Genomic DNA, 14,844 nt, shown 5'->3' with positions numbered 1-14,844 from the left:
CGCCGGCTATGCCTGCACGTCGACAATGCCCATCATGCCAAGCTGCTCGTGCTCGAGGATGTGGCAGTGATACATCCGTGGCCCCGGACGGTCCTGACGCAGCAGCAACCGCACCGTCTCGCCGCGCGCGACGTTGACGGTGTCCTTCCACGCCAGGTACGCTGGCTTCGAGACCTTGCCGTCACGTTCGTGCTCTACCACCTGAAACTGTGTCCCATGCACATGGAACGGATGGTCCATATCAGCCTTGTTGACGATTTCCCAAAGCTCGACCTGTCCTGCTTTCGAGACGACATCGATACGGCCCATATCAAAGGCGGCGCCGTTTATCAGGAACCCCATCTCCATGCCTTTTGCGTTCATGGCCATGGTTTCGGTGAAGATGAAGCGCCGACTGACGACAGGGGCGCCGAGCTGTGCGATCGGCCGCAGCCTGTCGGGCAATGGCGGGACCGGGTCGGCCGGCGCCTCCGAAACATTGACTGTGAGCAGCGTCAGCCCGGCATCCACAGGACGGCCTGCACCCATCCAGCCGCGATCGTAATCGAGTGTGTACAGTGTGGCTGGGCCGGGCTTATCGAAGGTGACAATCAGCTCAAGGCGTTCCGCCGGGCTAAGAAAGATTTCGTCGGCAGCGATCGGTGCCTCCAACAGGCCACCGTCCGTTCCGATCACTGTCATTGACGCTTCAAACGACAGCCGAAGGAACCGCGCGTTTGTCGCGTTGTAGAGCCGGAAGCGCCGCCTCGTGCCAAAGGGGACCGTTAGCGCAGGATTCTTCTGTCCATTGACGAGCACATGATCGCCGACGCGTCCGTTCATCAGGTCGACCATCGTGTTGTCCGGCATCGTGCCATCGGCAGCAAGGCGAAGGTCGGTGAACACCAGCACGGTATCGCCATATTCGGTCGGAATTGGATCGACCTTCGGCTTGACCACGAACGCGCCGGCAAGGCCGCGATAGACTTGCTCGGCCGTCTTGCCGTGCGGATGCGGATGGTACCAGTAGGAGCCGGCGCTGCCTTCGGGCAGTTCGAAGCTGTAGGTTCGCTCAGTGCCCGTTGCGACAGGATCCATCGGATTGCCGTCCTGGTCAGCCGGAACGGGCATGCCATGCCAATGGATGGTGCTCGTCTCTTCAGGAATTCGGTTGGCGAATGTGATCTCGACGCGGTCGCCCTCGGTCGCTTCGATCAATGGCCCTGGACTCACACCGTTGTACCCAAGGATCGGCGTGTCGAGCCCTTCCGCGAAACGCACCGTGGCCGGCTCGGCGGTCAGCTTCGCCCTGAACAGGCCAGGCGTGCCGGCTTCGTTGGCGAGTTGGGGCAGTTCGCGCAGCGCCTCGCCTTCGGGCAGCACGGCCGCGCCTTGCGGCGCTGCGGCCATATCGTGACCAGCGTGACCGCCCATATCCATGCCGGGCATGTCATCCATCTTCATTTGAGCGATGGCGCGTGGGCTCGCAAAAACCGTCACAAGACCTGCCGCCAGAAAAGCCCGTCGATGCATCTGTTGTCTCCTAGGTCAAAGACTGGCGCGCGTCGGCGCGCGGTATGATTCAGAAAGCCTGCCGTTGCCTGGCGATCTCGCCGCCGAGCTTCGGGCGCTTGGACGACTTGGCTGGTCCGGCCTCGTGACCGCTGGAAAGGTTCTCGATGATCGGGCAGTGCGGCCTACCATCCCCCTGGCAGTGCTCCGCCAGATGACGCAGCGTCTTTGACATATCGCGGAGTTCGCGCATTTTCCGCTCGAGTTCCGCGACATGTTCCATCGCAATCCGCTTGACATCGGCGCTCGCCCGCGAGCGATCGCTCCATAGAGCAAGCAGAGCGGTCATCTGGTCGACCGAAAAGCCAAGATCACGCGCCCGGCGAATGAAGCGGAGCGTATGAACGTCGTCGCCGGAATAGACCCGGTAGCCAGCGTCGGTTCGGGCAACGTTCGAGATCAACCCGATCGACTCGTAGTAGCGGATCATCTTGGCCGAGACGCCTGATTCCCCGGCAGCTTCACCTATGTTCATAATTGCATTCCTGCAGGTTGGCAGTCCCGGCGACATCACATCCGGAGCTTAGGATAAAACATATCGGCATCAAATCTGTCATACGACCTGAACGGAGAATTGATCGGCCTGTGTCCTCTCGTCGATCGGTGCCCGGAAACGCCTGAGGCGCAAGGCATTGGTCAGAACGAAGACGCTGGACATTGCCATCGCACCAGCCGCCAGCATCGGCGAAAGAAGCGTGCCCGAGATCGGGTAGAGCGCCCCGGCGGCGACGGGTATAAGCGCGATGTTGTACGCAAAGGCCCAGAACAGGTTCTGGCCGATGTTGCGGATCGTCGCCTTGGAGAGCGCGATGGCATTTGCCACTCCGCGCAGATCACCCGACATCAAAACGACGTCGGCACTTTCGATGGCGATATCTGTGCCGGTGCCAATCGCGATGCCGACATCCGCTGCTGCCAGCGCCGGCGCATCGTTGATGCCGTCGCCGACAAAGGCAACACGAGCCCCATGTGCGGCGAGCCGCTTCACGGCCTCGACCTTGCCGTCGGGCAACACCTCGGCGACGATTTCGTCGATGCCGATCCGCCGCCCGATCGCCTCAGCCGTGCGCCGGTTGTCGCCGGTCACCATGGCCACTTTGAGACCGAGCGCATGCAGGGCGGCAACGGCCGCGGGCGTCGATGCCTTGATCGGATCGGCGACCGCGATGATTGCGGCAAGCTTGCCATCGACGGCCGCGTAGAGCGGGGTCTTGCCCTCGTCGGCGAGTCTCGCTGACGCCGACGCAAAGTTTGAAATGTCCAGGCCGAGCCGGGTCATCAGGCGATCAGCGCCGATCTCGACCTTGCTGTTTTCGACGGTTGCGTTGACGCCAAAGCCCGGAACAGCCTCGAAGTTCTGGGTGTCTGTAAGCACAAGGCCGCGCCGTTCGGCCGCCCGCACGATCGCCTCGGCCACCGGATGCTCGGAGCGCACCTCCACCGAGCCGACGAGCCGCAGCACGTCGGCTTCGACAAATCCGTCTGTCACGACGAAATCGGTCAATTCGGGCCGGCCCTCGGTGAGCGTTCCGGTCTTGTCGAGAGCAATGACTGTAGCATCACGCAGTGTCTGCAGCGCCTCGCCCTTACGAAAGAGCACGCCGAGTTCCGCCGCCCGCCCCGTGCCAACCATGATCGAGGTCGGCGTGGCGAGGCCCATGGCGCACGGGCAGGCGATGATGAGCACGGCAACGGCGTTGACCAGCGCGAAGGACAGGGCCGGCTCCGGACCCAGCACAAGCCAGGCTCCGAAGGTGAGCAAGGCGGCCACGATGACAGCCGGCACGAACCACGCAGTCACCTTATCAACCAGCGCCTGGATCGGCAGCTTCGAGCCTTGCGCAGATTCAACCATGCGGATGATCTGGGCGAGCAGCGTCGCCGAACCCACCTTGGTGGCTCGGAAGTAAAAACTGCCGGCCTTGTTGATGGTGCCGCCGACTACTTCTGAGCCGATATCCTTGGCGACGGGTAGCGGTTCGCCAGTCATCATGGACTCGTCGACAAAGGATGATCCTCCGACGATCTCGCCATCGACCGCGATCTTTTCACCCGGCCGAACCATGACCATGTCACCGACCCGCACTTCGGCGAGCGGCACCTCTACCGTGATGCCGTTCTTGACGACGCGCGCCGTCTTGGGCTGCAGTCCGACGAGTTTCTTGATAGCCTCGCTGGTCCGGCCCTTGGCCCGCGCTTCGAGATAGCGTCCAAGCAGGATCAGCGTCACGATCACGGCCGCTGCTTCATAATAGACGTTGGCTGTGCCTGCCGGCAGAACACCGGGAAGGAAAGTCGCGACGAGCGAGTAGGCCCAGGCAGCACCGGACCCAAGCGCGACCAGCGCGTTCATGTCTGGTGCGCCCCTGAGCAGCGCCGGCATTCCCTTCTTGAAGAAACGCAAGCCCGGACCAAACAGAACAATCGTGGTCAGGACGAATTGCAGGCGCCAGTTCCAGTCGCCAAGCGTCATCACCCAGTGATGGAATGCGGGCACGAGATGGGAGCCCATTTCGAGAATGAAGACAGGCAGCGTCAGAAGCGCGGCCAACGCAAGCAAACGACGGAGCGTCCGAATCTCAGCTTCGCGTCCGTCGCGGTCGTGGTCCTTGTCTGTGTCCGGCAAGATCTGGCGCGCCTCGTAGCCGGCGGTCGCCACCGCTCTTTCAAGCGAGGCAGCCTCGATGGTGCCCGCGATGATGCGGACGGTGGCACGCTCCGTTGCCAGATTGACGCTGGCTTCGGTTACGCCCGGTACGGCCTTGAGCGCCTTTTCGATGCGTGCGACGCAGGAGGCGCAGGTCATTCCTTCGAGGGCGAGCTCAATCGTATCCGCGCGCGTCTCGTACCCAACGGCCGACACCGCCGCGATGACGGGAGCGAGGTCCGGCTTGCCGGCAAAGGTCACCTGGGCACGTTCGGTCGCCAGATTGACCGATGTCCCGACGACACCCGGCGCGGAGGCGATCGCCTTTTCGACGCGCCGCACGCACGAGGCGCACGTCATGCCCTCGATGCCAATCTGAATTGTGGAACCGGAAACCGAAACGGGTCCGGCTGGCGTGTGCGGGGTAACGGCGTTCATGGCATTGCAACTCCATTCCGGTTGGCTGCCACATCATATAAAGGTTCCCATGATAGGAAGGTCAAGGGGCAAATTTCAATCAGCACCAGAGCGCAACCGCGACGATTGCACGACGAAAAAATAGGCCCTTGACCTTCCAATGATGGGAAGCCCCATAAAGTGTATATCAGCAATAGAAGGAGAGCTGCCGTGTTGAAATTGAAAGTTCCGGATATGAGTTGCGGCCATTGTGCCGGCACGATCGAAAAAGCCGTAAGAAGTGTCGACCCTGCAGCTAAGGTCATAGTCGACCTCGGCGCATCGACGGTCGCCGTGGAAACCAGGGCGAACGACGACGCTATCCGCGACGTCATCAAGTCTGCCGGCTACGACAACGAGAAATTGGCGGCCTGAAGATATCAGGCGCGGTCGGTGCGGATCATAAACGCGCCGGCCGCGTTCAATTCCACTGAGGCTTGGTACGCTGGGCCGTCTGATAGAATGCGGCGAGAAACCAAGGGCGGACCCTCATGCTCATCCAACCCATTGATTATTTTCTCGTTGCCTGGTTCGCGATTGCCGCCGCCTCGACGCTCTATGTCGGTTTAGATCAGTACCGCAACAATCCTGAACCTGTGGTGATGAAATGGGGTTTCATCCTGGTGACCCTCTATATGGGTCCGCTTGGACTGCTGCTTTATGTGCTTGCAGACAAGGAACCCCGCCCGGGCGAGCATGAGGATTTCACAAGACCGCTGTGGAAGCAGGGCGTCGGCTCGACGATCCACTGCGTTGCCGGGGATGCGACCGGCATCATCCTCGCCGCCGTCATCACGGCGACGCTCGGTCTGCCGATGTGGCTCGATCTCATCGTCGAATATCTGGCCGGTTTCGCCTTCGGGCTGTTCATATTCCAGTCGCTGTTCATGAAATCGATGATGGGCGGCACCTATTGGGAAAACGTCCGTAAAAGCTTCCTGCCCGAGTTCATCTCCATGAATTTCATGATGGCCGGCATGGCCCCGGTCATGAGCTTTCTGATGATGGGCCGCGACATGCGCGCGATGGAGCCGACGGAGCTTTTGTTCTGGGGCGTGATGTCGATCGGCGTCATTGCCGGCTTTGCGCTCGCCTACCCTGCCAATGTCTGGCTGGTCGCACGCAAGCTGAAGCATGGGCTGATGACGCAGCGCCCGCAAACCGCCGAACCCGATCCGGAGACAAAGCACGCGCATGGCGGGGAATCCGACAAGGCGGAAGAAGGCCATGCCGGACATACCGGGAAGACCGCGCCTGCGAAAGCTCCGGCGAAAGCAAGGGCACTTGCACAGGTGAAGGCATCAGCACAGGCGAAGGCACCGGCGGAAGTGGCGGCGGATCATTCTTATGTTCACGGCGGCAACACCGGAGAGCCGATGCAGGGCCACCCGGAAATTCCCGCCGTGGCCACGATCGGCCGCCATCCCATTCATCCGATGCTGGTTCCGCTGCCGATCGGGCTGTTCGTCGGAGGCCTTCTGTCCGATCTGGCTTTCTGGATCAATGGCAATCCTTTCTGGGCGACCGCCTCCATTTGGCTCATCGCGGCGGGATTGGTGGGCGGCCTCGCCGCCGCCGCGGCCGGCTTGACGGATTTCCTCGGCAGTCCGCCAATTCGCAAGCTCTACCATGCCCGCTATCACCTCGTCGGCAACCTCATCCTGCTGGCCATCGCGGCAATCAGCGTGGCCGTGCGCCTTTCCCTCGGTCCGACAGATGCCGTGTTGCCATGGGGGCTGATAATGTCGGCCGCGGTCGTTGTGCTGCTCGGCTACACCGGCTGGCACGGCGGCGAGATGGTTTTCGGGCATGTTGTCGGCATGCGGCCGCACGACCATGGTGCTTCTCATGCAGCACAGGCTCAACCCACCAAAGGCCAACACGCGCAGATGCAAATGCATCATGCCGACACTGACGATCATGCTCAGACAGGCCATGACATGGCCTCCCACAAGGGCAGAAAGAGCGGCGGCCACCAAATGGAGACGGACGCCACGACGCCTCAGATTGCTGCGCTCAGTGCAGTTTCCCTAATTGCGCTGGCGATCGGCATGATGGCGCCGGCGAACTGGCTGAACCTGACGCTGTCGGCCCGCGAGGTTGGCGGAGCCATTATGCCCCCCGGCATGATCATGGATCGCGACACGCCCGCCGCTGCCATGCGCGATATGGCGGCTGTCGACCCTAGGCTGGTGAGTTTCAAGGCTGATCCCGCGGCACAGGGAGGCGCGGTCCTCGAACCGCGAATCGACAACGGCGTTAAAGTATTCGATCTAGAAGCTTCGGTTATCCAGTGGACGATTCTTCCCGGAGTGACTGTCGAGGCCTTTGCCTACAACAAGCAGGTTCCCGGGCCGACGCTGCGCGTTACCCAAGGCGATCGCGTTCGCATCAACGTCACCAACCGGCTGCCCGAAAGCACGACCGTGCACTGGCATGGCCTCGACGTACCCAATGCGATGGATGGCCCGGCTTACGTGACGCAGAGGCCGATCGAGCCGGGTGAAACCTTTTCCTACGAATACACCGTTGAACAATCCGGCACATATTTCTATCACACCCATGATCATGTCGACCGTCAGCAGGCGCTCGGCCTCTATGGCGCGCTGATCATCGACCCGAAAAATCCAGCCGACGCAATCACCGCCGACCTGGAATACACCGTTCAACTCCAGGAATGGCTGAAACGGGAAGGGCTGACCTTTCCGTCCATGCCGATGGACGGCGGCTTCCCTAATTTCTTCACGATCAACGGCAAGTCTTACCCTGCGACTGAGACGATCAACATGAAGGTGGGTCAGTTGCTCAAGATCCGTTTCGTGGGATCGAACACCACGGCCATCCATCCGATGCATATTCACGGCGGCCCGTTCGAGGTCGCCGCCATCGATGGCGCGACGCTGCCCCAAAACGCCCGGTATACGGCCGACACCGTCAATGTCGGGCCTGGGCAGAGGTTCGACGTCCTGTGGCGGGCGCTTCGGCCAGGCAAGTGGCTGTTGCATTGCCACATCCCGCATCACACGACAAACAACAATGTCGAAGAGAAGGGCGGCGGCGGCCTCACAATGGTCATCGATGTCAAGTAGCGGCGGCCGAGGTTTTTGATCGATGCCCCCAATCACCGGCGTTCCAGCCGACGCGGCCGAGCTGCTTGATTGTCTGATCGTTGGAGGAGGACCGGCCGGTTTGACGGCGGCCATATACCTTGCTCGTTTCCATCTCTCGGTCCTGGTGGCCGATAGTGGTGAGAGCCGGGCCGACCTGATTCCGCTTACCCGCAACCTTGCTGGTTTTCCCAATGGGATCTCGGGATCCGCCCTTCTCACGCGCATGCGGGAACAGGGACAGCGCTACGGGGCACGCCATTGGGCTGGAAAGGTGGTCTCCTTGCAGGGAGGGCCTGGCATGTTTGCGGCCCACGCAATGGAAGGGGTGTTTCAAGCACGCACCGTGCTGATGGCAACGGGCGTCTTCAACCGGAGACCGAGCATGCCTGCCAATGTCCACGATGAGGCTTTGGCGCGTGGGTTATTGCGTTATTGTCCGATTTGCGATGGGTATGAGGTGACCGATAGTGCGGTCGCGGTCATCGGAACCGGCGAACACGGAACGAACGAAGCGGAGTTCTTGCGCAGTTACACCGCCGATGTGACTTTGATCGCACCGACGGGCAGTCATGAGCTCGACGCAGCGCAAAGATCGCGCCTCAAGAACGGTGCCATTCAAACGGTTGATGGTCCATGTCTCGGCTTTGAACTGATGCAGGATGGCATCGCGATAGCAACACCGACTGGCCGCCGCTCGTTCGCAACGGTCTATCCAGCGTTAGGGTCCCATATCCGTTCGGAACTTGCGGCTCGGCTGGACGCCGAAGTCTCGCGCGACGGATGTCTTATCGTCGATAACCACCAGAGAACCTCGGTAGCGGGTCTATATGCGGCGGGCGACGTGGTGCGCGGGCTCGATCAGCTCTCCTATGCCATGGGACAAGGCGGTGTCGTCGCCGTTACAATCCGAAACGACCTAGCTCGCTTGACTCCGTTGCGGCGGTAGCCTGGCGGCATTCGTGAGATGACTTCCAATATGGCCAAGTGCTGTGTTGCAACAGTCTACAAAGGTCCCGTAGGGCCATCCTGCCGATGTTTTGTATGATCGCCCTGCCCCAGGAAAACGTTGCCAACATTGTCCCTGCCAGAAAGATGGCGACCGGCAAAATACCTGATCTTGAGCAGCGCAAGTACAAGAACAATCCCGATCGTTAGATACCAGATCAGGCTCGCCCCGGAGATTCCACCGAGGCCATTGCGAAATATCGAGACGGCGGCGCCGACGTGCAGGATCACCAGCACGGTTACGGTCAGAACCGCTGCGGCCACCGGAATGAACCGCCTCCACCTGCGAACAGGGACACCGCCGATTATGTTGAGATCGAATCCGGTGAACGTCCCGGCCTGTATGCTGGCCTCGTGCACTCCTGAACCGCCGAGCATCGTCTTCATGCCGCTGACCATCTCCGGCAACCCGGAAATGTAGTAGACGGGAAGCAGCAGGTCATCGACATGCTTTGCAAGCATCTAGTGGGTTATGCGCTCCGTTTCGCCGGTCCATGCAAGGACCGACCGCGCCGCTTCAGTCATCGTCGCAATCAGTTTGAAAGACGGGTTTTGCTCCGCCAGCCTCTGCAACTCCTCCAGATAGGCCGCGTCCTCCGGGCGCCGGTTCGAGTAGAACAGAAACAATCTGTGCGACAGCTTTCGCTCGATCGCGTCCTTTATCATCGAGAACGCCGGAACGATGCCGATGCCCCCGACAAGAAAAACGGCTGGCCGTGAAGGATCCTCGTGCAAGGCAAACGCCCTGTGCGGCACGTCCAGCAGCATCTGCATGAGAACCTTGTCCCCGAATTGCAGGCGACCCAAAACGCGCTTGAATGCCGTGTCGCGCATTCTCATGGCGATAACCAAATCGGGCTCCTGAGGTGTGCTGGCGAGCGAGAAAAACCGGCTATCGCCCTCGCGGTCCGTTTCGGGAGGATCAATGAGCGTCATCCGCACATGCTGGCCGGCCTTGAAGCGCAAGCCGTCCGGTCTCTCGAACACGAAAGCCCAGCTGTCTCGCGCGATCTGCGTCTTGCCCTTCAAAGCCACTTCGAATGAAGCCTTCTTCATCGAAGCGCCCGAGCCGCCATGCATGCGACGATAACGTTCGTGGTCCATTGTGTCCTCTGAGCTATCAGGGCCGGCAGCAGGCTTGCCTCCGAAGTCATCGCTCATTAACGTGACATGGCGTTCGATATCGGACACAGTGTGCGGAATTCTGTCAACAAACAGGATGCTGTGAACGTCCGGAAATGAACACTCGACCTGAAATTTCTTTGAATAGAGCCGGACATGGCAAAAGGAACGATCGATCGACAAGCAAGGACGATCTGAAGCGGCGCGGTCTGGATAAGCATTTGCGCTCCCTGCTCACCGACCAGCAGCGAGAGGGCCTTTCGACGCCGCCATAGGATCGACAACCATCATGGCGGCAGCAGACGGTGTCACCATCGGCGCGGTCAGAAGGCTCACGACAGCGAGAATCGTAAGCAAACGGGGGAAGACGGTCCAGAACTTCACACAAGCTGTATGGCATATGGTGCAGTGCAAGAAAAGAGCCATGAGCGCTCACGTTTCCGTCAGGCAATACGGTCAATCGCCGAGCCTTTTGGTGCGGCCCGCTACCGAAACAGAGATTCGATTCGAACATGGATGCTATAGGTGATAGCATCGTCTCGGATCCTCGGGAGGAGGAAATGCGCGCCATTGCACTATTTGCCGGCGTGTTGGTGGCTACGCCCTCGATGGCGGCGGAGCAACTGATCTTTTACGCTGCCAACTTTCCAGATGCCACGTCGGTCCAGCTCAGCGTCCTGAACAATAGTGTGTCGCGAGATGGGGACTATGACTTTGATGTCGCTATTGGCTTAATCGAGACCGATGCGAGTGGTGCCATCAGGTATGAAGATACCGGCAGGCATCGTGCCCGCGTTCGCTGTAATTATCCGGCGTATGTGAGCGTCGGCACGCGAAGATATGCGATCGAGATGCCTCTGCTGAACCACTCCGCGCATGACGACTGGAAAGAAAATCTTTGGGTCACATTCTGCGCGGCTCCGTCATCCTGACTCCTATGCTCATGGGCCGATCAGACCGCGGCCGCGGGTTGAAAATCAACCCGCGGCGCCAGTCCCGGATCACTTGATACCGGTAACCGTGATGCGTCCGTTGACGCGATCGGCTGTGAACTCTATCGCCTGACCCGTTTTGACTTTCTCAAGCAGGCCCTCCTCCGCCACGACGAACACCATCGTCATCGCGGGCATGTCGAGATTCGTCAGCGGCTCATGTTTGATCGTCAGCTTTTTCTGTTTGGCGTCGACCTTGATGACCTCGCCTTTCACATATTCCTGCGCAAGCGCGATGCCGCCAATGACGAACATCAGCGCGAGTGTCGAGAGTGCTTTTGCCAATAGTCTCATGGTGTCTTCCTTTGCGGTTTTGATAGTCACTTGGCGACGCTGATGTCGCCCTTCATGCCGGAATCGTAGTGCCCCGGGACCAGGCAGGCGAAACCGAATTCGCCGGCATTGGCGAAGGTCCAGATGATCTCGCCCCTGGCGCCGGGCGCCAGCCGGATCGAGTTGGGATCGGCGTGTTCCATCTCTGGGAATTTTTCCATCAGCGCCTTGTGGTCCATGATCCCCTCATGAACATCCATGACGAATTCGTGGTCGACTTGCCCTTTGTTGACGAACTTCAGGCGAACGGTCTCGCCCTTCTTCACCTTGAGCACGGCCGGCTGGAACAACATCGTCCCGTCGTCCTTCTCCGACATGGAGATGTTGATGGTACGCTTTGCCATGCCAGCTTCGCCGGGGTTGCCGATCGCCATCGTGGCGGCTTTGTCGCCATGTCCTCCGGCGTGGGTTCCACTGGCAAGAGCTGCTCCGGAACTGACCGCCATCAAAACGGCCGCTGCTAATATACGTTTCATGCTGCATATTCTCTCATTGTTGAGGTTGAGGGGTTTCGGTTTCTCATCCCTGTTTGCCGTGACCGCCGTGCACTGCCGGAGCCATCGTTTTTGCGTCGCCTGATTTTGTGGGGGCTGGAACATCACCGGTCCACTCGTAGGCCACGGTTCCTTCCGGATGTTTGTACCATCCGGGATCAGCGTAATCGTTCGCAGACAGGCCCTCACGGACCTTCACGACCGAGAACATGCTTCCCATTTCGATAGCGCCGAACTGACCCCAACCGGTCATCATTGGAATGGTGTTGTCAGGAAGCGGCATTTCCATCTCGCCCATGTCAGCCATGCCCTTGTCTCCCATCGCCATGTAGTCCGGCAGAACGCGTCGGATCTTGTCGGTGACCTTCGAGTTGTCGACACCGATAAACGTGGGCACGTCATGACCCATGGCGTTCATCGTGTGATGCGACTTGTGGCAGTGGATCGCCCAGTCGCCCAGGTACTTGGCATCGAACTCGTAGGCCCGCATCGCGCCGACCGGAATGTCGATCGATACTTCGGGCCAGCGAGCCTCAGGGCGGGTCCAGCCGCCGTCGGTGCAGGTCACCTCGAAATCGTAGCCATGCATGTGGATCGGATGATTGGTCATGGTCAGGTTGCCGACCCGGACCCGCACCTTGTCGTTCTTGGACACGACAAGGTGGCTGATGCCGGGGAACAGGCGACTGTTCCAACACCACAGGTTGAAATCAGTCATGGTCATGATTTTCGGGACGTACGATCCGGGCTCGATGTCGTAGGCGTTGAGCAGAAACACGAAGTCGCGGTCCACCCGCATGAACTTCGGGTCTTTCGGATGGATGACGAAGAAGCCCATCATACCCATCGCCATCTGCACCATTTCATCGGCGTGCGGGTGGTACATGAAGGTGCCGCTCTTCACGAGATCGAACTCGTAGACGAACGTCTTGCCGGGCGGGATGCCGGGTTGGGTTAGGCCGGTCACGCCGTCCATGCCCGAGGGCAGGATCATGCCGTGCCAGTGCACGGTGGTGTGCTCCGGCAGCTTGTTGGTCACGAAGATACGGACCCGATCGCCCTCGACTGCCTCGATGGTGGGACCGGGAGACTGGCCGTTATAACCCCAGAGATAGGCGGTCATGCCGGGCGCCAACTCCCGCTCAACCGCCTCGGCGACGAGGTGGAATTCCTTCACACCATTGTTCATGCGGTGGGGCAGCGTCCAACCGTTGAGCGTCACCACCGGCTGGTAGTCCGGCCCGCTCGTCGGAAATATCGGTGGCTGCATGTCCGGCGATTCCATGACAGCGGCATCCGGCAAGCCCATCGCAGAGGTCTTGGTCCATGCCGTGGCGCCGGCGAGCAAGGCTCCCGCGCCGAGTAATTGACGTCTTGAAAGCATTTTCTTCTCCTTGAGTTCAGTGGCCTTCGGCGCCCGCTTCGGCTGCGGCCGGTGCGTCGCCGCCCCCGGGCGCGCTTGCGCCGCCACCGTGGATGGCGGTTCCGAGATTGACGTCGGCCAGCCAGAAGTTGCGCTTGGCGTTGAGGGAAAGCATGATCGAGCTGATCTTCGCGCGGGTGTCCGCCAGCAGCTCGAACGTGTTGGTGATCATGCCGTTGTAGGTGAGGACCGACTCCGCCTCGATCTTTGTTCGCAGCGGCACGACACTGTTCCGATAATGCCGAGCAATGTCATAGGTCGAACGGTAGGCGTCATAGGCGGTCCTGGCCTCGGAGCGGATGTTGACCGCCTTTTCCGCCATCCGGTTTGCGGCTTGCATGTAGGCGAGTTCGGCCTTGCGCATGCGGGCCTTGCCGGTGTCGAAAATCGGTATCACAAACTCGAGTTCCAGAGTGGGAGAGACGCTCGTCTCCGTTCCGCCCTCCTCCGACTCCTCCCGTTCCACTTCCACCCCGGAGAGAAGTTCGAGATCGGTGACGTAGCGCGTCGCTTCGGTGAGACCATAGGATTTCGCCAACGCCTCAAGCTCAAGCTTCGCGATCTCGAGGTCGACACGATTTCCTAGCGCCTCCGCCTCGATCGCGCGTTTGGCCTTGGTACCCTTCGGCAGGGCTGGAAGCATGTTGGGGACCGAGTAATCGAGGTCAGGCCCCCATAGACCCATGAGGCGGGTGAGTTCTTCCTTGGCAGTCCTGGCGGCGAGCCGCGCCTCCGCTGCCTGACCGACGATCTCGGCATAAAAGACGTGTTCGCGAGCCTGGCCGGTCTTTGTGAAGGCACCCGTCTCCCCAAGTTTTTGAGCGAGTTCGGAGGCAGCGTCGGCGGCGGCTTGCGCCTTATTCAAATAGGAAACGCTTTCCCAAGCCGATACAGCGTTGATCCAGGCCCGCCGCGTGTCGGCGGCGAGCCGTAGCGTTTCTTCGGCGGCGCGGAGCTGGGCCTGACGGAAACGCGCATCCGCGACTGCGACGCGCCGCCGATGAGTCGCTAGCGCAAGGATGTTGCTGACCACCGCCCCTTCGATCGTACGTACCGGATCGATGCCTATCATGCCGACCGAGATTGTCGGATTGACGAGCATCGTTTCCTGCCAGACATCGGCCGCCGACATGCCGACGTCGGCGTAGGCGGCCTGCAGACCCTTGTTGTTGAGCAGGGCAACTTGCACCGCGACGTCCGGACCAATGGTCTTCTTCTGAACCAGGCTCTTTACCTGCGCGGAGAGCGCCTGCGCGTCCTCGCGTGACTGCACCCAAGCCGTTCTTTTGCCGGTCACCGCTCCGGCTCGTGCCGCGACAGTCGTGAAGCCAGCCACGGGGTCGGAAACGCCGTCAAGGGCCTCGGTGGTCGTGCATCCGGCAGCGATCAGCGGGATGGCGATGACCGTAGCTATGTTCAGGAACCGGCGCTTCATGATCCGGCTCCCGTTTTTGCAGGGGAGCGCTTTTCATTGAGACGCCGCCAGTTCTGCGGATCGACGGGCTCCCGTTGGTGATAATTGGCGACGACCGGGTGATAGTGCGCATCACGGATGCCCATCACTGGATCAGAAGGATTGAAAGCCGGAAGTACGTCCGGTGGAGTGGTTGCCGCGCATCCGGCAACCAAAAACGATGCGAGCATCGCGAGGCTTGCGAATTTCATTGTAGACCTGAAGCTAAACGTGTGCGTTAGGCCGCGCCGGAACGGA

The 14,844-nt window shown here is 60.4% G+C and carries 14 protein-coding genes; 4 read left to right on the top strand and 10 right to left on the bottom strand.

The features are described from left to right. Window positions 1–6: 6 nt before the first annotated feature. From AC56QP_RS35015 to AC56QP_RS35005, 3 genes are all read right to left on the bottom strand, one after another. Window positions 7–1,512 carry a multicopper oxidase family protein gene (locus AC56QP_RS35015; RefSeq protein WP_489861424.1) on the bottom strand — a complete coding sequence of 502 codons (1,506 nt, stop codon included), beginning with the start codon at window positions 1,510–1,512 and terminating at the stop codon, window positions 7–9. A gap of 49 nt (window positions 1,513–1,561) precedes the next feature. Further along, window positions 1,562–2,026: a Cu(I)-responsive transcriptional regulator gene (cueR, locus tag AC56QP_RS35010; protein WP_489861425.1), complete on the bottom strand. Its 465-nt coding sequence runs from the start codon at window positions 2,024–2,026 to the stop codon at window positions 1,562–1,564. 78 nt (window positions 2,027–2,104) lie between these two features. Beyond that, complete coding sequence (locus AC56QP_RS35005; protein ID WP_489861426.1) at window positions 2,105–4,636, bottom strand: heavy metal translocating P-type ATPase; 2,532 nt, start codon at window positions 4,634–4,636, stop codon at window positions 2,105–2,107. Window positions 4,637–4,825: 189 nt separating this feature from the next. Between AC56QP_RS35005 and AC56QP_RS35000 the strand changes: the two genes are divergently transcribed. The 3 genes from AC56QP_RS35000 (at window position 4,826) to AC56QP_RS34990 (ending at window position 8,710) form a co-directional block, all read left to right on the top strand. Beyond that, window positions 4,826–5,029 (top strand): heavy-metal-associated domain-containing protein, encoded by a 204-nt coding sequence (locus AC56QP_RS35000; protein WP_489861427.1) that lies wholly within the window; start codon window positions 4,826–4,828, stop codon window positions 5,027–5,029. A 116-nt stretch (window positions 5,030–5,145) separates the two neighbouring features. Then, window positions 5,146–7,743 carry a multicopper oxidase domain-containing protein gene (locus AC56QP_RS34995; RefSeq protein ID WP_489861428.1) on the top strand — a complete coding sequence of 866 codons (2,598 nt, stop codon included), beginning with the start codon at window positions 5,146–5,148 and terminating at the stop codon, window positions 7,741–7,743. A gap of 22 nt (window positions 7,744–7,765) precedes the next feature. Continuing rightward, entirely contained in the window at window positions 7,766–8,710 is a 945-nt protein-coding gene (locus AC56QP_RS34990) for an NAD(P)/FAD-dependent oxidoreductase (protein ID WP_489861429.1), read from the top strand. A 56-nt stretch (window positions 8,711–8,766) separates the two neighbouring features. Here AC56QP_RS34990 and AC56QP_RS34985 read toward each other — a convergent pair whose 3' ends face one another. Next, on the bottom strand, window positions 8,767–9,231 hold the full coding sequence (locus AC56QP_RS34985; RefSeq protein WP_489861430.1) for a hypothetical protein: 465 nt from the start codon (window positions 9,229–9,231) through the stop codon (window positions 8,767–8,769). After that, on the bottom strand, window positions 9,232–10,074 hold the full coding sequence (locus AC56QP_RS34980) for an FAD-dependent oxidoreductase (protein ID WP_489861431.1): 843 nt from the start codon (window positions 10,072–10,074) through the stop codon (window positions 9,232–9,234). 377 nt (window positions 10,075–10,451) lie between these two features. Between AC56QP_RS34980 and AC56QP_RS34975 the strand changes: the two genes are divergently transcribed. Next, window positions 10,452–10,823 carry a hypothetical protein gene (locus tag AC56QP_RS34975; RefSeq protein WP_489861432.1) on the top strand — a complete coding sequence of 124 codons (372 nt, stop codon included), beginning with the start codon at window positions 10,452–10,454 and terminating at the stop codon, window positions 10,821–10,823. A 69-nt stretch (window positions 10,824–10,892) separates the two neighbouring features. On the opposite strand, the gene AC56QP_RS34970 is transcribed toward AC56QP_RS34975, so the two are convergent. Genes AC56QP_RS34970 through AC56QP_RS34950 form a run of 5 tightly spaced genes read right to left on the bottom strand, consistent with a single transcriptional unit; the run spans window position 10,893 to window position 14,798 of the window. Continuing rightward, window positions 10,893–11,177, bottom strand: a complete 285-nt coding sequence (locus AC56QP_RS34970; protein ID WP_489863441.1) for a copper-binding protein — start codon at window positions 11,175–11,177, stop codon at window positions 10,893–10,895. Window positions 11,178–11,203: 26 nt separating this feature from the next. Continuing rightward, on the bottom strand, window positions 11,204–11,692 hold the full coding sequence (locus AC56QP_RS34965) for a cupredoxin domain-containing protein (RefSeq protein WP_489861433.1): 489 nt from the start codon (window positions 11,690–11,692) through the stop codon (window positions 11,204–11,206). Window positions 11,693–11,735: 43 nt separating this feature from the next. Then, window positions 11,736–13,094 (bottom strand): multicopper oxidase family protein, encoded by a 1,359-nt coding sequence (locus AC56QP_RS34960; RefSeq protein ID WP_489861434.1) that lies wholly within the window; start codon window positions 13,092–13,094, stop codon window positions 11,736–11,738. A 16-nt stretch (window positions 13,095–13,110) separates the two neighbouring features. Next, complete coding sequence (locus AC56QP_RS34955; RefSeq protein ID WP_489861435.1) at window positions 13,111–14,568, bottom strand: TolC family protein; 1,458 nt, start codon at window positions 14,566–14,568, stop codon at window positions 13,111–13,113. Continuing rightward, entirely contained in the window at window positions 14,565–14,798 is a 234-nt protein-coding gene (locus tag AC56QP_RS34950; protein ID WP_489861436.1) for a hypothetical protein, read from the bottom strand. Before AC56QP_RS34950 ends, AC56QP_RS34955 begins: the two co-directional genes overlap by 4 nt. Window positions 14,799–14,844 lie beyond the last annotated feature (46 nt).

Source organism: Mesorhizobium sp. RCAM 05104 (genome assembly GCF_059683645.1).
Note: the sequence above shows the minus strand (reverse complement) of the source record. Positions and strands in the feature narration are given on the sequence as shown.